This is a genomic window from Betaproteobacteria bacterium (assembly GCA_016713305.1).
In the GTDB taxonomy this organism is placed as follows: Bacteria; Pseudomonadota; Gammaproteobacteria; order Burkholderiales.
In genome coordinates this window covers 446,779-465,148 of the sequence record JADJPK010000005.1, presented here as the reverse complement: position 1 = coordinate 465,148, position 18,370 = coordinate 446,779, and the positions used below count along the sequence as shown (strand labels likewise).

Genomic DNA, 18,370 nt, shown 5'->3' with positions numbered 1-18,370 from the left:
GACGGCCTTGCAGCGTCAGGCCTTTCTCTTGCCGGCAATCGCCCAAGTCACGGCCGCAATCGCCACGATGCCGATGAAGGCCACCAGAGACCACTCGGCAATGGACAGATTGAGCCAGGTCCACTGCACTTTCGAGCAGTCTCCGGACCCTCTGAAGATCATGGGCAGTGCCTCGCCCAGGGGAAACGATCCGACCATGAATTCGAGGTCCGGTCCGCAGTCCGCTATGGCGGGAGGGTTGTGTTCGAGCCACGTGTGGCGGGCCGCCACTCCTCCCCCTGCCAAGCCTGCCAATGCGACCAGCACGGCATATGCACGCCGTCCCCAGCCCGCCGGATTGTGAATGGCGGCGACGAGGCCAATGATCCCCACGGCCACGAACGCATAGCGCTGAAGGATGCACATCGGGCAAGGCTGGAGATCGAGGGCATGCTGCAGGTACAGCCCGAAACCGAGCAGTCCCGTGCAACCCACGAAGATCGCCGCGAACAGCAGCCGCGGCCTCAGGATCGTGCGAGCAAGCATGGTCGGTAGTCGATTTCCTCGCGGGGATGCGGCCGTGAAGCGGTATCAGATGGCGCTGAACGCGGCCTCGAGATCTCGTTTGAGATCCGCGGTGTCCTCGATGCCCACCGAAAGACGCACCAGATTGTCGGTCAGGCCCAGCGCTGCGCGGCGCTCCGCCGGCAGCGACGCATGACTCATCAGTCCGGGGTGACCCACGAGGCTCTCGACACCCCCCAGGGATTCCGCGAGCGTGAAAAGTTCACAACGCTCCAGAAACCTCTTGGTCCCGGCGAGATCGGTCCGCAGAAACACGGACACCATGCCTCCGAATCCTTGCATCTGTGCGGCCGCGAGACCGTGCTGGGGATGTTTGGGCAAACCGGGATAGAGCACCTTCTCGGTTCTCGGATGCGCATCCAGCCAGTGAGCGAGTTCGAGCGCATTGGTGCAATGACGTTCCATGCGCAGCGGCAGCGTCTTGAGCCCGCGCAGCACGAGGAAGCTGGTGAAGGGATCCATGATGGCGCCGACCGCGTTCTGCATGAACGACAGGCGCTCGTTCAACTGCGCGTTGTCACCGATGACCACCACGCCACCGACGGCGTCGGAATGGCCATTGATGTACTTGGTGACGGAATGCACGACGATGTCGAAACCCAGCTCGAGAGGCCGCTGCACGTAGGGCGACGCAAAAGTGTTGTCACACACCGTGAGGATGTTCCGGGCCCGCCCGATGCGTGCCACGGCTCGCAGGTCGGTGACCTTGAGGAGCGGGTTGGAAGGTGTTTCCACCCAGATCATGCGGGTCTCGGGGAGAAGAGCGCGCTCGATCGACGCGGGATCGTCCGGATTGCAGTACGACACCTTGAGACCCATGGACCGCGCACGCACCCGTTCGAACAGGCGCCAGCTGCCGCCATACATGTCGTCGACCGCGACGATGTGGCTGCCCGCCTCCAGCACTTCGAGCACGGTTCCCATGGCGGCCAGACCGGACGCGAACGCCCAGGCCGACGATCCGCCTTCGAGGTCCGCGATGCACCGCTCGAACGCCATGCGCGTCGGATTCTGTGTCCGCGCGTACTCGAAGCCCGTGTGTTCGCCAGGCGAGCGTTGCTTGAACGTGGACGTCGCATAGATGGGAGGCATCACCGCGCCCGTGCTGGGGTCGGGTGACTGGCCGGCGTGAATCGAACGGGTGTTGAAACCTGCAGGGATCTTGGGCTGGCTCATGTGCGAAACGCCACGCTGACTGGGCTTTCGAGTTTACACGGGTCCGCCCGTTCCGGTCTCGAGCGTGAGGTCTGCAGCGAACCGCGCGAAAGCGGCGGGGGGAAGCGGCCTGGCCACACAGTAGCCCTGGACGAAATCGCAGCCGTGGGCCGCCAGAAACACCAGTTGCCGGGGAAAATCCACGCCCTCCGCCACGACACGAAGCCCGAGGCTCCTGGCCAGCGCGAGGATGGCTTGTGCGATGGCGGCGTCCTCCGGGTCATCCGGCAGGCCCTGCACGAACGACCGGTCTATCTTGAGGGTAGCCACCGGAAAGCGCTTGAGATGCGCGAGCGACGAATACCCCGTTCCGAAATCGTCGATCGCCACGCTCACGCCAAGATCGTGCAGTTCCTTGAGCGTCCGTGTGGCGAGATCGGGATTGGACATGACCGTACTTTCCGTGAGTTCCACCTCAAGGTGCCTCGGCCGCAGGTTCGCGGCCTGGAGCGCAGCCGTCACCTGTCCCAGCACGTGGCCCTGCAGAAACTGGCGTCCGGACACGTTCACCGCGATGGAGAGATCGGTGAGTCCCGCCTGGTGCCAGACGCTCAGCTGGCGGCAGGCCTCGCCAAGGACCCACGCCCCGAGTTCGTCGATGAGACCGCTGTCTTCCGCGATCCCGATGAACTGGGCGGGCAGGAGCATGCCCATTTCAGGATGCTGCCACCGCAGCAGCGCCTCGGCCCCCGCGACCAGACCCGAGGCCAGTTCCAGCTTGGGCTGATAGTGAAGCCTGAGCTCGCCCCGATCGATGGCGCGCCGCAAGGCGGCCTCCAGCGACAGCCGCTCCACCGAGTGGGTGTTGAGCTGCGGCGCGTAGAACTGGAAGGTGTTGCGGCCGGATTCCTTCGCCCGGTACATGGCGATGTCCGCCGCCTTGAACAGTGATTCGATGTCCGCGCCGTCGTCGGGAAACGTACTGACGCCCACGCTCGCCGACAGTGCGTATTCCCTCCCGCCGAGGACGAAGGGCTGACTCGCGGCATCGAGCACCTTGCGCGCGACACCGATCAGGTCGAGCTGCGACTGGAAGTCTTCGACAAGTACGACGAATTCGTCGCCCCCCTGGCGGGCGATGGTGTCGGAAGCTCGCAGCACATGTCTCAGGCGATGCGCCGTCTCGCGCAGCACGAGGTCGCCCGCGCCGTGTCCCAGGGTGTCGTTGATGATCTTGAAACGGTCCAGATCCATGAAGAACAACGCCACGCGCTCGCCGGTTCTTCTGGCGCGCTCGACCGCATGCGCCACGGCCTGGTGGAGATACGTGCGGTTGGGAAGATCGGTGAGGGCGTCGTGCTGCGCCAGATAGCGGATCTGGTCTTCGGCCGCCTTGCGTTCCGTGATGTCGGCGACCCGCACCACGTAGGCGCGCTTGCCTGGCATCTCGAGCCGAGTCGCAAGCATCTCGGCCCAGAACCTGCGGCCGGTGCGGGTCCGGAACTCCAGATCCTCGCGCACGGCTTCACCGCGGTCCAATCGCGCGAGACGGGACGCAAGTTCGCCGCGGGAAAGCGGGTGCCGCAGCAACGCGTGGCCGGGCCGGCTCAGGATGAACTCGCGCGACCCCGCCTCGAACAATGCGATCGCACGGGGATTGCAGTCGAAAATCGTGCCGTCGGCGATGTTGCCCAGGAACAGGGCGTCCCGCGAACTGTTGAAAACGGCGCTGAAGAGGGCTTCACTCGCACGCAGCGCCCCTTCCGCGTGGCGGCGCTCCGTGACGTCGCGCCCGACACCTTCATAGCCCAGGAACTGGCCCTCCTCGCCGAAGCGTGGAACGCCGCTGACGGATACGTAGCGATGATCGCCAGCCGGTGTCAGCCGTTCGTACTCGAAATCGCGGAATGGCAAGTGCATGGCGAGCACCTGCTGGTGGCGTCGCAATGCATCGGGGTCGATGGTGATGCCGGGAAGCTCCCAGCGTGTCTTGCCCACGTAGTCATTGCCGCCCAGTTCGTTGACGATCGGATGCAACGGATACTCGCGTTGCGCCAGGAACCGGTGGTCCGGTCCGGATTCCCAGAACCAGTCGGAAGAAAGCTCCGCCAGCCGGCGAAATCGCGCCTCGCGCTCACCGAGCTGCGCCACGGCTGCGGACCGCTCGCGTTCGGCCTCGTAATTGCGAAGAACCAGCCCCACCTGGGCTGCGATCTCCCGCATGGTGTCCACATCGTCTTCGTTCCAGTAGCGAGGCTGAAGAGCATCCAGACAGATGACGCCCATCGTGTCATCGGCGCAGGAGAAGGGCACATCGAGGCTCGAACGGACGCAGGCGCACGGACTCGAGTCCCGGAACGCCGCCACCCGTGCGTCACTGAGCCAATCGACGACGACGACGGGCAGTTCGGCACGCAGCGTGGCGGTATATGCGGAAGCGCCGGAGCAGTCGATCGAGCTGTGGGCCATGGAGGCGAGTCCGGGTACATCGATCGAATCCCGGAACCGCACGACTTCGTCATTGCCCAGGACCCCGTACGAGACGCGCAGACCCGGAAAACGGTGATGCAGTTTGGCGAGAGTGCGGTGGATCACCTGGTCGAAGAGCAGGCCACCGACGGCGTCGGTCGTGATTCCGTTCAGCAGTTCCAGGCGGATCCGGCGTCTTGCCACCTCTGCCGTGAACAGCTCCTGCTGAGCCGTATTGCGCCGATAGACCCAGAGGCTGCCCAGCGCGATGAGTCCGAAGAGAAGGAATGGCCACCGCACGCGATCGAGCCATGCCGCGAGAAGGCTGTCGCGCGGCACGGAGACGAGCATCGTGAAGGGATAATCCGGGACACGGCGGAAGGCGTAGAGGCGTGCTTCACCCGTCGTCGGGCTCGCCCCCGCGGTATAGCCTTCCGTGAGATCCGGCTGCGCCTTGAGAGCCACTCCGACCGGGCCTTCGAATTTCCGGGCGAACAGCCGGCCGGCGTCCGAAGGGGCCGGCCAGCGCCCCTGAATGAACCCGTCTTCACGCTGAAGCGCCAGAACCCAGTTGGGGGGAATCCCCATCTCGCCGACGAGTTCCCATTGGCTCTGCACCGTCGCGGTGACCACGACGCTGTAGGGCCCCACACCGGGGGATTCCCCCAAGGCGATACACATGGGAACGATCCATTCCTGCATGGAAGGTTCGCGGACCGGACGGCCGATCTTGACTGATCCGCCGGTGGATTCCAGGCTGACGAAGAACTCCTTCGCGAAGGCCGGTGCCGAGGAGGGCGCGGAATCCGCGAGGATCCGGCCGCCGGGCGCCAGCAGCAGCATCCGATGGATGCCGGGCACCACCGTGGCCATCCGCTGAAGGACCCCCCTGGCCTTGTCGGCGTCGACGATCGCGTCTTCTTCATGGAGTTCGGCCGCGGCGCCCTTCAGTGCGCTGACGAACCTGTCATGGAAGTGGCCCGCGGACCGGGCTCCCAGCCGCGCCAGTTCGCCCGCCCGCTGGTGCAGTTCGTCGCTGACCGACTGCCATGCGGCGAATCCGAACAAGCCGACGGACAGACCCGTGAGAACGGCGACGCCGGCCAGCAGCCGGCCCAGTCGGCGGCCGCCGTCGTTGCCTGCGGAAGTTTCTCGTGGGTCGGTCTGCTGCATCCGAGGTGCCGCCGCCCCCGAGCGCGATCAGCCCGCCGACACCGCGCCGCGATCGATCGTGTAGATGCTGTCCAGCATGTCCGCGGAATGGGAGAGATCCGATTCCGTGAGGATGATCGACAGACCTTCGGACTTGAGTCCGGAAATCACCTCTGCGAGGCGGCGTGCCAGGACGGGCGCCACGCCTTCGAAGGGTTCATCCAGCAGCAGCATGCGCGTGCCCGACATGAGCGCCCGGGCGAGCGCCACGAGCTTCTGCTGGCCGCCGGAGAGTTGGAGGGCCTTGCGCGCCTTGAACGTTTCGACTTCCGGAATCATGCGGTAGACGCGGGCCAGGCGCTCGTTGGCATCGGAACGGTTGCCTGCCCACGCTGGAACCAGCACGTTCTCCTCCACCGTGAGCGTCGGCACCAGTCGCCGGTCTTCGGGCATGTACCCGATCCCGTTGCGGGCGCGCAAGTGAACGGGCATGCGATCGATGACCTGCCCCTCGTACTGGATGGAGCCGCTTCGGGCGGGCAGGATGCCCATGATCGCGCGCATGAGCGTCGTCTTTCCCGCACCATTGCGGCCGATGAGACCGACGAACTGCCTTTCGCCCACGGTCATGTCGACCCCTCGCAGAATGCCCACGGGACCGATGGAGACGTCGAGGTTGCGGATTTCAAGCATGGGCCGTGTCTCCTGCGGCCGGCACGTGCTCTCCGATCACGTAGCGACGGACCTCGACGTCGTTCAGAACGTTCGCGGGCTCGCCGTCGGCGATGATGCGCCCTTCGTAGAAAGCCAGGATTCGGTGCGTGTACTTCTCCACGACTTCCATGTCATGTTCCACGAACAGCACCGTCACCTTGTTTTCCCGAACCGCATTCATGACCATGTCCATCAGGCTGAACTTCTCGTCGGCCGACACGCCGCTGGTGGGCTCGTCCAGCAGCAGGATGCGGGGCCGGACCACCATCGCCATCGCGATATCCAGGAGCTTTCGCGTGCCTTCGGGCAGCAGTCCCGCCTGGCGGTCCCGGTAGGCGCCCAGGTTGAACTGCTCGAGCATCGCATCGACAGCCTTCACGGGATCGTCGTAGGCAGCATTCCTGGTACCCCATCGATTGCCCGCCTGGATGACGATGCCCACGCCCACGAGCAGGTTCTCGTGGACCGACATGGAATTGAACAGCTGAGGGATCTGGAACGAACGGCAGATTCCCATCTGCGTGATCTGCCGCGGCTTGAGGGATGTGATGTCACGTCCGTCGAAGGAGATCGTGCCGGAAGTCGGCGTGAGGTAGCCCGTCACCATGTTGATGAACGTGGTCTTGCCCGCTCCGTTCGAGCCGATCAGGCCCACCACGGAGTCCTGCTCCACCGCCACGTTGATGTTCGAGGCCGCAGTGACGGCACCGAAGCTCTTGTTGAGCCCCTTCGCCTCCAGAATCACAGCCATGTCACAACTCCCCAGTGGCGTCCGCATTCGCGCTGCCCGTCCCCGCGAACGCCAGGAATTCGAATGTTCGGCACGGTGTTCCCCGGCTTCAGGCGGCAGCCTTGCGCCGCACGAAGAGCGACCACAACCCGTCCGGGAGGAAGATCATCACGATCAGCATGGTGATCCCCAGGACCATCTGCCAGGTGTTCGGCGAATACTCGTACGCAAAGCTTCGCACCGACTCGAACACCAGCGCGCCGCCGAGCGGAGCGAAGACGCTCCCCGTTCCCGACAGAATGGCGATGAACACGAACTCGCCCGACTGCGGCCAATAGGTCATCTCCGGATCGATGTGACCGATGTTGATGGCCATGAGCGCACCGCCCACCCCGGCGAGAACCGCCGAGAACACGTAGTTGAGGTGGACGGTGGAGCGCACCGAAGCCCCCATGTACTCGACGCGCAATTCGTTGTCCTTGATGGCCCCGGCGAGACGCCCTCGATGGGAGGAGAGATACCAGTGGAGCAACACGGCACAGACCAGCATCACCACCACGGACAGGCTGAATACCGTGATCCGGAGCGATTCGCTTTCGATGGCCATGCCGGCGATGGACTTCGCGGAAACGTTGAAGCCATCCGTGGAACCGAACGATGCGCTCTTCACCAGCGTCCCGTAGAGAATCATCGAGAACGCGAGAGAAAGCATGGCGAAGAAGATGTCGCGATACTTGGCGAGCAGCAGACCCAGCAACGCGGCGACCAGCCCCGTCACCAATGCTCCCGCCAGCATCATGACGAGCATGTCGGAGATCTTGGCGAGCTGATCGAGAACGCCGGCCGCATACGCACCCAGACAGTAGTAGAGGCCGTGGCCGAACGAGACCAGTCCCGTGCGCATGAGCAAAAGCATGCCCAGCACCACGATGCCGTAGCACATGGCCACGTTCAGCAGGGACACGAGCCATTTTGGAAACATCGGGCCGCCGACAAGAAGAACGGCTGCCAGGACGAAAAGGGCCAGAACGGTGCGATCGAACTTCATATCTTGCGCACCTCCGCGCCACTGAACAGTCCCTTGGGCCGCAGGATCAGCACGACGGCCATGACGAAATAGACGCTGAAGAGTTCGACTTCCGGCTGATAGTGAACCGCAGCCGCTCGGACAAGGCCCACGATGAGCGCTCCCAGAGCCGCGCCCTGCAGACTGCCCAGCCCTCCGATGACCACGACGGCGAATGCCATGACGATGACTTCGGCGCCCATGCCGGTGACCACGGAAACGGTGGGGGCGGTGAGCGCACCGCCCACAGCCGCCAGAAACGCGCCGATCGTGAACGTCACGAAATAAGTGCGGCTCACGTTGATGCCGAGCGCACCGCTCACTTCGCGATCGTGGATCACGGCCAGAAGGAGCTTGCCGGACCGCGTCTTGTTGAGCGCCCAAGCCAGCGAGAGGCCCGACACGACAGCCACACCCAGCAGCAGCAGGTTATAGACGGGATAGGTCAATCCGGCAATTTCGAAGTTGCCGAGCAGGCCATACGGGGTCTCGCCATTGGGGCCCTGGACGAACAGCGGGTCGACACCCCAGACGAGCTTGATGAAGTCCTCGAGGATGAGGAACAGCGCGTACGTCACCAGCACCAGCACGACTTCGTCCTTGCCGTACAGGAACTGCAGCAGGCCGCGCTCGATGACGGGGCCGGCGATCAATCCGACCGCCACGGCGGCCAGCGCGAGCATCGCGAAGCTCCCCATCGGCGCATAGCCGTGCGAGAACCATGCGCCGGCCATCGACACTGCCGCGAAGGCGCCCAGGGCATAAAGGCTCCCATGGGCGATGTTGAGGATCTTCATCACGCCATAGATCAACGTGAGGCCGACCGCGATGATGAAAAGCCACGAGGAATAGACGATCCCGTCGACCAGGACCGCGACGATCTGACTCATGCGGGAACGTTACTTGGTTTTCTTGAATCCGGACTTGATCCAGTCCAGCGAAGACACGCCTTCCGGGGGCTGCACCTGCTCGGCGGGGTAGTACTTGATGTTGCCGACCTTGACCACGCCGTTCTCCGTGCGGGTAGTCCCGTACGCGGTTCCCTGCACGGCCTGATGGCCCTTGCCCAGCGCCATGGAGACCTTGCCGAACGGCGAGTCGAAGGTGATGCCCTCGAGCGCGGCGATGATCTCGTCCTGCGAAGGAGCGCCTCCGCCCTTCTTCTGCTGGGCCTTTTCATAAGCGGCCTTCACCCCCAGGACCGCCTGCGCGACGCTGTAGGCGGGATAGTTGGGAATGATGCCGGCCTTGGCCTTGTAGATGTCCTTGAGCCACGTGTTGAGGGTCGAAGGCTGGGCGAACAGGCCATGCGGGCCGCGGGCGCCGACGATGGTCCCATCCGGCACGTTGCCCACCATGCGATGCAGGTTCGGTTCGCCCGCGACGAGAATGAGCTGCGACTTCTTGAAGAGATCCCGGGGGGTGGCCTGGAGCATGAACGCCTCCAGATCGCCGCCCCACAGGCTCGAGTGGATCACATCCGAGTTGGAGTTGATCAGCGCCGAGATCTCCGCGCCATACTGCCCGGCGCCGAACTTGGGCATCTGCGAGGTGCCGATCTGCACCTCGGGCTTCATGGTCTTGATCGTGTTCTCGAAGTCGTTCCAGGAATCCTGGCCCCAGGCATAGTTCTGGTTGATTCCGGAGAAACGCTTCGCGGCGGGACGGTTGTCGAACAGGTAGCGGGCGGCCGCCACGGCGTCCATCGTGGCGTGGGCGCGCGTGCGGAACACGTACTTGTAGCTGGCTTCCTCGAAGATACGCGGGGTGCCGCAGTCGAAAAGCACGGTGAGTTTCTTCAACTCCTCCGCCACAGGCGCGATGGCGAGACAGTCGCCGCTGCCGATGTAGCCGATGACCAGATCGACGTCCTGCCGCTGGACCAGGGTGCGGAACTCGCTCACCTGCTTGGTCGCACCGCCTGCCTCGTCGATGATCACCAACTCGAGCGGCGAACCGCCGTAGCCTTTCTGCTGGTAGGGCGCAGGCACCTTGCCGGCGTTGAGCGATTCGACGATCGCCTCGGCCGCCATCTTGGCCGGAACGCCGAACGGACCGGCCGCGGGGCCGGACAGGAACGTCACGAATCCGATCTTGATGGAATCCGTCTGTTGGGCATGAGCCCCGGACACTGCAAGCGCCGTCAGTGCGACGGCGCCGAGGACCGACCGGAAAACGGATGTCTTCATGATCGTGTTACCTCCCCTCGATTCAATGTGCCGCATCCAGGACGGCATGCCTCCGTGCCAGTGCCGGACGCATCGTAACCGCCGGAATCTAGCAGCTTGCCCTTGTTTGTCAACCGGCCGAGAAGCCCCCGTCCACGAACAGAACCTGGCCCGTGATGTAGTCCGAAGCACGAGATGCGAGGAAGACGGTCGCCCCGCGAAGATCCTCCAGTGCGCCGTTGCGGCCGATCATGGTCCGGGCCGCCATCGACTTCGCACGTTCCGGATCGCTGAAGACGGCGCGCGTGATCGGGGTGGGAAAGAACCCGGGCGCGATCGCGTTGCAGTTCACGCCCCGGGGCGACCACGCCTCGGCCAGGGTTCGCGTGAGATGGGCGATGCCCGCCTTGCTCACGCCGTAGGCGCCGCTGTTGTTGAAGGAGCGCACGGACTGCAGCGATGCCAGATTGATGATGCGCCCCCATCCGCGCTCCGCCATCGACGGGGCGAAGGCACGGGCCAGCAGAAAGGGCGCATCGAGGTTGATCCGCATGGTCCGGTCCCAGACGTCCGCATCGAGGACCGTCATGGAAGGCCTTTCGTTGATTCCGGCCGCGCAGACCAGGATGTCCGGGGCTCCCAGGCCCTTCGACACCGCCTCCACGACACGGGCGAGGTCGGCCCTGTCCGCCAGGTTGCCCGGAACGCATTGTGATCGTCGGCCATGACTGCGAACCTCCACCCCGGCCGCTTCGAGCCGCTCCGGGTCCCTGCCCACCAGCGCCACGTCCGCGCCGGCCTCGGCGAGCGCCAGCGCCATCGTCCGGCCGATCCCGGAGTTGCCTCCGGTGACACAGGCGACCCGTCCGTCCAGCCGGAAGAGATCCGAGATCGAAGTCATGGCCTTGCGCCCAGTTCTTCCCGCGCCCGCCTGACGGCAGCGCGAACCTGCGCCGGTGAAGTTCCGCCTCGGTGATCGCGGGCGGCGAGCGACCCTTCGAGGGTCAGCACGCCGTAGATGTCCTCGTCCACCACCGGAGCGAATTCCCGGAACTGCTCGAGCGTCAATCCACCCAGATCGACGCCCCGTTCGGCAGCGAGCCGCACCGCCCGGGCCACCGCTTCGTGCGCCTCCCGGAACGGCGTGCCCTTCCGTACGAGGTAGTCCGCCAGATCGGTCGCCGTCGCGAAACCCTCGGAGGCCGCCTGGCGCATCCGGTCGGGCTTCACGATGATGCCGCGCATCATCTCCGCGTAGATCACCAGCGTGTCGATCAATGTGTCGACGGTATCGAACAGTGGCTCCTTGTCTTCCTGATTGTCCTTGTTGTAGGCAAGCGGCTGGCCTTTCATCAGGGTGAGCAGCCCCACGAGATGCCCGTTGACCCGCCCCACCTTGCCCCGCACGAGTTCCGGCACGTCAGGGTTCTTCTTCTGCGGCAGCATGGAGGATCCCGTGCAGAAACGGTCGGGCAGGTCGATGAATCCGAAGCGGGGACTCATCCAGAGGATCAGTTCCTCCGAGAGTCTGGAGAGATGGGTCATCACGAGGGAGGCCGCCGCCGTGAACTCGATCGCGAAGTCGCGATCCGACACGGCGTCCAGGGAGTTCTCGCAGAGCCCCTCGAAACCCAGTTCCTTCGCCACCTGCTCCCGGTCGATGGGGAACGTCGTTCCGGCAAGCGCTCCCGATCCCAGGGGAAGCCTGTTGACGCGCCGGCGGCAGTCCTGCAGCCGGCCGGCGTCGCGCTTGAGCATCTCGTAATAGGCCATGAGATGGTGGCCAAACGTGACGGGCTGGGCCACCTGGAGATGCGTGAAGCCGGGCATCACGAGATCCGCGTGGATCTCGGCCAGGTCGATCAGCACCGTTTGCAGTCCCGCCAGGTGCTCCAAGATGCGATCGATGGCGTCCCGCAGATACAGCCGGATATCGGTGGCGACCTGGTCATTGCGCGACCGTCCGGTGTGCAGACGCTTGCCCGCATCCCCCACCAGCAGGGTCAGCCGCCGTTCGATGTTGAGGTGCACGTCCTCGAGATCCAGCGACCACTGGAACGTTCCTGCCTCCACCTCGCTGCGGATCTGCTGCATGCCGCGGCGAATGTCCGCGAGATCCTGCTGCGAGATCACCCCTGTGGCAGCCAGCATGGCCGCATGGGCCAGCGAACCCTGGATGTCGAACAATGCGAGGCGGTTGTCGAAGAAGACGGAGCCTGTGTAACGCTTGACCCGTTCGTCCACCGGCTCGCTGAAGCGGCCGGACCACGTGTGAGCGGACGATGCGGGGGTTGCCACGGCTTGCGCGGGCTGGGTGGGTTGTTCAGAATTCATGGACCGATGGGAGTCGAACTGCGATGCCGAGTATAAATCAGCAGCATCGGCCGCCCGACCGGTTGCCGGATTTCCTGAACATCGGCGTCTGGTTGCGCGCCGTGCTGCTGGTCACCGCCCTGGCACTTGGGGCCACCTTGCTGCTCACGCCGCGATGGAGCGATCTGCCGGAGGAATTCTCCATCCTCTCCCTTCACGTGCATCCGGCCGCGCTGCTCACGCTGGCGCTGTGCTCGCTTCTCGGCCGTTTTCTCTCGAGGCTGAGATATGCCGCCGGCGTGGCGGCAGTTCTGGCGCTTGCGGCCGCATCCGCATTGGCATCGGAAGCACTCCTGCACAGGTTCTTCGGCATCGATGCCACGCTTCCCGAGCGGCAGATCGTGTTCGCACTTCTGGCCGCGGGCACCGCGGTCTTGTACTTTCACCTGCGTGAACGCGCCCTTTCGCCCGCCCTCACGGAGGCTCGGCTGCAGGCGCTCCAGGCACGCATACGGCCGCACTTCCTGTTCAACAGCATCAATGCGGTCCTGTCCCTGGTCCGCAGCGAACCGCGCCGCGCGGAGGCGGCGCTGGAGGACATGGCCGATCTCTTCCGGGTGCTGATGGCGGACAACCGCGAGCTGGCTCCGCTCGAGAACGAGGTGGCACTGTGCAGGCAGTATCTCGATCTGGAGCAGCTGCGCCTGGGCGAGCGGCTCCGCATCGAGTGGCACGTGGACAGGATGCCCCGCGACGCGCTGGTTCCGCCCCTCGTTCTCCAGCCCCTGCTGGAGAACGCCGTCTACCACGGCATCGAGCCTTCTCCCGAACCCGGCACCGTCACGATCAACATCTTCCAGCTGCGTGGCGAAGTCCACATGGTCCTCAAGAATCCCTATCATCCCGACGCCCGGGGCACCGGAGGCAACCGCATGGCCCTCGCGAACATCCGCGAGCGGCTCGCGCTTCACTTCGACGAGGAAGGCCGGCTGGAGTCGCAGGTGCGCGACAACCTCTATCAGGTGCATATCCGGATTCCTTACCGCACCGAGTCGGCCGTCGGAGGAAAACCAGCGTGACCGCCGGATCGCGCGCCCTGAGGGTGATGATCGCCGACGACGAGGCCCCGGCCCGCAATCGCCTCAAGGATCTGCTGAACGACTGCGTGGCCCATGGTCCGCTCTCGCTGGTCGCCGAGGTCGCCAGCGGACCCGCGCTGCTCGAGGCGGTGCAGGAGATGGAAGCGGATCTCGTCTTTCTCGACATCCGCATGCCCGGCATGGACGGGCTCGAGACGGCACGGCATCTGCAGAAGCTCGCGAACCCGCCCCGGGTGGTATTCACGACGGCCTACGACCGCTACGCGGTGGAAGCCTTCGAACTGCACGCGATCGACTATCTGCTGAAGCCCGTGCGCGGACGCCGCCTGGAGGAATCGCTCGCGCGGGTCCGGGCCGCGATGCCTGCGGCCGAAGTGCTGGAGAACCTGGCGCGTGAACCGCGGACGCACTTTTCGATCCAGGAACGCGGGCGCGTCCACCTCGTGCCGGTCAAGGATGTCCTGTACCTCAGAGCGGAACTCAAGTACGTGACGGTACGGACGGCAGACCGGGAATTTCTCGTGGAAGAGTCGCTCACGCGCCTGGAAGAGGAATTCCACCGCGCATTCGTGCGCATCCATCGGGGCTGCCTCGTGGCCATCGCCCACCTCAAGGGATTCGAGAAGTCGGGCGATGCCAGCCCGGAAGCCCACTGGCTGGCGGTCATCGAAGGGCTCGAGGATCGATTGCCCGTCTCCAGGCGGCAGGCCCACGTGGTACGGGAATTCGGCAAGTCCGGAGCGTGACGGGGAGCCGCGAGGTCCCGCCGGGTTCACTACGGTGTCCTGCAACGTTCAGCTTGGACCGGGCATCTCGCAGGGCCGTCCTCAAGCCCTCTTCCACCCCCGGGTGGTGGAAGGGCATCTCCGGCATGCGCGCCACCGACATGCCCGACTGGACGCCTCACGCGATGAGATGCGCGAGATGTTCCTCGTCCGGTCCCCTCGGTTCCGCACCGAGGACCGTCCCGTCGATCGCATCGGCATGGAGCCGAAGAAGGCCGCGATCGCGGAGCATGACCCGCGATCGCCGCTGGTTCCCGAACGAGACTGCGCCCGTCACGGTCGCCCCGGGATCCCGTTCCGCATAGCGTCGGCCGACCGCTGCGAGCGGCGGCTCGGGGAACACGGCCGCCAATGGCGTTCTCCGCAGTCCGGGCTTCGCATCCGGACGACGAGACGACGTCGTGACGGCCTCGTATTCCTGTTTCGGGGGCGGCCGCCCGGGGGTACTCTCCCGGCGGCCCCCTTTCCATCGCATCCCGCTCAGGCGGCGCGCTGCTTGCGGCTCCACTGCTCCAGTTCCTCGGCACCGCCGACGTACTCGCCGTTCACGAAGATCTGAGGCACCGTCTGCTTGCCGGTCACCGCACCAATCACGCGGCTGCGATTCGTATGGGCCAGCGGAATCTCCACGTACTCGTAGCCGAGTTGGGCAAGGAGCGTCTTCGCGCGGGCGCAGTGCTGGCATCCCTCGCGCGTGAAGATGGCCACCTGGTCGGGTTTCCTCGCTTCCGGATTGATGTAGTCCAGCATCGTGTCGGCATCGGAAACCTCGAAGGGATCGCCCGCCTTCTCCGGCTCGATGAACTGCTTCACCACCACGCCGTCCTTCACCAGCATCGAGTACCGCCACGAGCGCTTGCCGAAACCGAGGTCGGCCTTGTCCACGAGCAGTCCCATGCCTTCGGTGAACTCGCCATTGCCGTCGGGAACCAGCGTCACGTTCTTCGACTCCTGGTCCTTCGCCTATTCGTTCATCACGAAGGTGTCGTTGACCGACACGCAAACGATGGCATCGACGCCGTTGGCGCGGAACGCCGGCGCGAGTTCGTTGTATCGGGGCAGATGAGAGGAGGAGCAGGTGGGCGGAACGCGCCTGGAAGCGAGAACACGACCACGGTCTTGCCGGCGAAGAGGTCGTCGGTCGTCACACTCTTCCACTCGTTGCCTTCACGGACACGGAAGGTGACCTGGGGAACGCGCTTGCCTTCGTGATTGGGAAACATGTGAACTCTCCTGAAAGTCGAGGGGTTGCAGATTCTTCCGGCCTTCGTCTCGTTGGCCTGTCTGATCAAAGTGTGCGCGGGCGCCGCCCGAGGCGGCCAATACCTTGTTACGATGCAGCCGATAGGTATTTCCTATCAAGCTGCCCGACCGCGACCCGGCGGGGTTGGCATGAGTGATCGGCAAGAGGAGAACCCGCATGACGCTGACCGAGCTCAAGTACATCGTGGCCGTGGCGGACGAACGCAACTTCCGGCGAGCGGCCGAACGCTGCTTCGTGAGCCAGCCCAGTCTCTCGGCATCGGTCAAGAAACTGGAGGAGGAACTCGGCGTTCCGCTGTTCGAGCGCGGCGGCGGGGAGATCCTGCTCACCGAAGCCGGCGAGCAGGTGATCGCCCAGGCCCGCCGGGTGCTGGAAGAGGCGGCCAGAGTGAAGATCGTCGCCAGGGAAAAGGGCAACCCGCTCGAAGGGGTCCTGCGGCTGGGCGTCATCCACACGGTCGCACCGTACCTGCTGCCCGGGCTGGTCCTCGGACTGCGTACGGTGGCACCGCGCATGCCCCTGGATATCGAGGAGAACCAGACGGCAGTCCTCGAGCAGATGCTGCGGGCGGGGCAGATCGACGTCGCGATCGTCGCCCTGCCGTTCGCGCCCCCGGGAGTCGACACGATGATCCTCTATGACGAGCAGTTCCAGGCGATCGTTCCCGCCAGGCATCCGTGGGCCAGGCGAAAGAGCGTCTCTGCCGACGAACTGCCCGGCGAGAACCTGCTCCTGCTCAGCATCGGGCATTGCTTTCGCGACCAGGTGCTGGATGCCTGCCACGAGTTCTCCCGCCCCGTGCCCCTGGGAAAGCAGGGCAATTCCCTCGAAACGCTGCGCAGCATGGTCGCGTCCGGCCTTGGTGTATCGGTGCTGCCGGCGACCGCGCTGACCGCCCGGAACGACAATCCGCTGGTACGTGCGGTGCCTTTCGCCCCGCCCGCGCCCACCCGCCGCATCGTCGCCGCGTGCCGCAGCGGCTTTCCCCGCATGGCGGCGCTGCGTGCCATCCGCAAGGTGATCTCGAGCCTGGATCTTCCCATCTCGCCGGCACCCGCATCCTGATCACCCGGATATGCCGGACGGGATGGCGGGCGACGCCCGCTGGTAGAATCCCCGCGACTCTCTGATGCCTTCCTCCCCCGTGCGTCTCTCGCCAGCAAGACTGATCATCGCCACGCGCGAAAGCGCCCTCGCTCTATGGCATGCAGAGCACGTTAAGGCCCGCCTGCAGCAGGCCCACCCGCGAACGGAGATTTCCTTGCTCGGCATGACGACCGAAGGCGACCGCAAGCTCGGGACGACGCTCGCCAAGATCGGCGGCAAGGGACTTTTCGTCAAGGAACTGGAGGAGGCATTGCTGGACGGCCGGGCCGACCTGGCCGTGCATTCCATGAAGGACGTCCCGGTCAATCTCCCGCCTGGATTCGTGATCGCTGCGATCGCACAGCGGGAAGACCCGCGGGATGCCTTCGTGTCGAACCGTTTTGCTTCCGTCGATGAGCTGCCCCGTGGGTCGCGCGTGGGCACCTCCAGCCTGCGCCGCGAATCGCAGCTGCGCGCGCGACGCCCGGATCTGGACGTGCAGCCGGTCCGGGGGAACGTGCAGACGAGGTTGCGCAAGCTGGACGAGGGCGGCTTTGACGCCATCCTGCTCGCCGCTGCCGGACTCAAGCGGCTGGGACTCGAGGCGCGCATCCGCAGCCTGCTCACGCCGGAAGAGAGTCTGCCTGCCGTAGGTCAGGGAGCACTCGGCATCGAATGCCGGAGCGACCGCTCCGACGTGATCGCGGCGGTCAGCGTGCTGAACGACCCGCAGACCGCCTGGTGCGTCCGGGCCGAACGCGCGATGAGCCGGACGCTGGCCGGCAGTTGCACCGTTCCGCTGGGTGGCTTCGCGGAGGTAGCGGAGGGGCGGGCAACGCTCTCGGGTTTTGTCTCGCTGCCGGACGGCACCCGTCTCGAAAGAGCCTCGGGGCAGGCCGATATGCACGATACGGACGCGGAGGCTCTGGGCCGGCGCGTGGCGGATGAGCTGATCGCCGCCGGAGCGCTCGAGATTCTCGGCGCGGCAGAGGGAAACCCGTGATGGCCCGGGCTGCGGGACCGCTGTCCGGCATGGCGATCCTGGTCACGCGCCCGGAAGAACAGGCAGGTGCTCTTTGCAGACTCATCCAGGATGAGGGAGGTGAAGCCGTGGAATTTCCTACGATCCTCATTCAGCCGCCACGCCACGAGCAGCCCCTGGCCGCAGCCGTCCTGGACCTCGCCACGGCCGATCTCGCCATCTTCGCGAGCGCCAACGCCGTCCGGTTCGCTATGGCGGCCGTAAGGTCCCGGAACGAATGGCCGGCGGAGCTGCCCGCGTTCGCCGTCGGCCCGGCCACGGCCGAGGCTCTCCGTGCGCAGGGAGTCGCGCGAGTGAGCGCGCCGGAGTCCGGCGCGGACAGCGAGTCCCTGCTTCGGCTACCCGCGTTCGATCGCGTGAACGGGATGCGGGTGCTCATCTTCGCCGGCGAAGGCGGGCGTACGCTGCTGCGCGACGAACTCGTGGCGCGGGGCGCGACGGTTGTCGTGATCCCGTGCTATCGCCGTCTGCCGGTCACGGCGGTACCGGATGCCGTCAGGCAAAGCATCGCCGACCGGCGGCTCGCCGCCGTGACCCTGACGAGCAGCGAAGGTGCACGCAATCTCTATGGCGCGCTGGCGGGGCAGCTTGGCGATGCTGTCCGGGTGCTCCCTCATTTCGTGGTCCACGAGAGGATCGCTGCGGAAGCACGGCTTCACGGGGCGACCGACATCGTTCTTGCGCCCGGAGGCGACGTGGCGCTGGCAGCCGCCCTGGTGAGGCGCCTTTCCGGAACCGGCGTGCGGGAGACGTTGCATTGAT

At 65.3% G+C, this 18,370-nt stretch carries 15 protein-coding genes and 1 pseudogene; 5 read left to right on the top strand and 11 right to left on the bottom strand.

The window, feature by feature from the left end:
- Nucleotides 1–15 precede the first annotated feature (15 nt).
- The 10 genes from IPK20_07070 to argH all read right to left on the bottom strand — a co-directional run bounded on the left by IPK20_07070 (nt 16) and on the right by argH (nt 12,352).
- A complete protein-coding gene (locus tag IPK20_07070) occupies nt 16–525 on the bottom strand; it encodes a disulfide bond formation protein B (protein MBK8016501.1) in 510 nt (169 codons plus the stop codon).
- A gap of 45 nt (nt 526–570) precedes the next feature.
- Nucleotides 571–1,740 (bottom strand): PLP-dependent transferase, encoded by a 1,170-nt coding sequence (locus tag IPK20_07065; GenBank protein MBK8016500.1) that lies wholly within the window; start codon nt 1,738–1,740, stop codon nt 571–573.
- A gap of 33 nt (nt 1,741–1,773) precedes the next feature.
- Nucleotides 1,774–5,361 (bottom strand): EAL domain-containing protein, encoded by a 3,588-nt coding sequence (locus IPK20_07060; GenBank protein MBK8016499.1) that lies wholly within the window; start codon nt 5,359–5,361, stop codon nt 1,774–1,776.
- 27 nt (nt 5,362–5,388) lie between these two features.
- Nucleotides 5,389–6,033, bottom strand: a complete 645-nt coding sequence (locus IPK20_07055) for an ATP-binding cassette domain-containing protein (protein MBK8016498.1) — start codon at nt 6,031–6,033, stop codon at nt 5,389–5,391.
- On the bottom strand, nt 6,026–6,805 hold the full coding sequence (locus tag IPK20_07050) for an ABC transporter ATP-binding protein (protein ID MBK8016497.1): 780 nt from the start codon (nt 6,803–6,805) through the stop codon (nt 6,026–6,028). The genes IPK20_07055 and IPK20_07050 overlap by 8 nt, the downstream gene beginning before the upstream one ends.
- Nucleotides 6,806–6,893: 88 nt before the next feature.
- A complete protein-coding gene (locus IPK20_07045; protein ID MBK8016496.1) occupies nt 6,894–7,832 on the bottom strand; it encodes a branched-chain amino acid ABC transporter permease in 939 nt (312 codons plus the stop codon).
- On the bottom strand, nt 7,829–8,740 hold the full coding sequence (locus tag IPK20_07040) for a branched-chain amino acid ABC transporter permease (protein ID MBK8016495.1): 912 nt from the start codon (nt 8,738–8,740) through the stop codon (nt 7,829–7,831). The genes IPK20_07045 and IPK20_07040 overlap by 4 nt, the downstream gene beginning before the upstream one ends.
- A 9-nt stretch (nt 8,741–8,749) precedes the next feature.
- Nucleotides 8,750–10,039 carry an ABC transporter substrate-binding protein gene (locus tag IPK20_07035; protein MBK8016494.1) on the bottom strand — a complete coding sequence of 430 codons (1,290 nt, stop codon included), beginning with the start codon at nt 10,037–10,039 and terminating at the stop codon, nt 8,750–8,752.
- Nucleotides 10,040–10,148: 109 nt separating this feature from the next.
- Complete coding sequence (locus tag IPK20_07030; GenBank protein ID MBK8016493.1) at nt 10,149–10,919, bottom strand: SDR family oxidoreductase; 771 nt, start codon at nt 10,917–10,919, stop codon at nt 10,149–10,151.
- Nucleotides 10,916–12,352 (bottom strand): argininosuccinate lyase, encoded by a 1,437-nt coding sequence (argH, locus tag IPK20_07025; GenBank protein MBK8016492.1) that lies wholly within the window; start codon nt 12,350–12,352, stop codon nt 10,916–10,918. The genes IPK20_07030 and argH overlap by 4 nt, the downstream gene beginning before the upstream one ends.
- A 23-nt stretch (nt 12,353–12,375) precedes the next feature.
- Between argH and IPK20_07020 the strand changes: the two genes are divergently transcribed.
- A complete protein-coding gene (locus tag IPK20_07020) occupies nt 12,376–13,410 on the top strand; it encodes a histidine kinase (GenBank protein ID MBK8016491.1) in 1,035 nt (344 codons plus the stop codon).
- Between the two features lie 26 nt (nt 13,411–13,436).
- Nucleotides 13,437–14,177, top strand: a complete 741-nt coding sequence (locus IPK20_07015; protein ID MBK8016490.1) for a response regulator transcription factor — start codon at nt 13,437–13,439, stop codon at nt 14,175–14,177.
- 519 nt (nt 14,178–14,696) lie between these two features.
- Here the strand turns inward: IPK20_07015 and IPK20_07010 are convergent.
- A pseudogene (locus IPK20_07010) lies at nt 14,697–15,439 on the bottom strand (glutathione peroxidase).
- Between the two features lie 197 nt (nt 15,440–15,636).
- Between IPK20_07010 and IPK20_07005 the strand changes: the two are divergent.
- The 3 genes from IPK20_07005 to IPK20_06995 all read left to right on the top strand — a co-directional run bounded on the left by IPK20_07005 (nt 15,637) and on the right by IPK20_06995 (nt 18,369).
- Nucleotides 15,637–16,545 carry a hydrogen peroxide-inducible genes activator gene (locus IPK20_07005; protein MBK8016489.1) on the top strand — a complete coding sequence of 303 codons (909 nt, stop codon included), beginning with the start codon at nt 15,637–15,639 and terminating at the stop codon, nt 16,543–16,545.
- 64 nt (nt 16,546–16,609) lie between these two features.
- On the top strand, nt 16,610–17,569 hold the full coding sequence (hemC, locus tag IPK20_07000) for a hydroxymethylbilane synthase (GenBank protein MBK8016488.1): 960 nt from the start codon (nt 16,610–16,612) through the stop codon (nt 17,567–17,569).
- Nucleotides 17,566–18,369 carry a uroporphyrinogen-III synthase gene (locus tag IPK20_06995; protein ID MBK8016487.1) on the top strand — a complete coding sequence of 268 codons (804 nt, stop codon included), beginning with the start codon at nt 17,566–17,568 and terminating at the stop codon, nt 18,367–18,369. The genes hemC and IPK20_06995 overlap by 4 nt, the downstream gene beginning before the upstream one ends.
- The last annotated feature ends 1 nt before the right edge of the window (nt 18,370 follow it).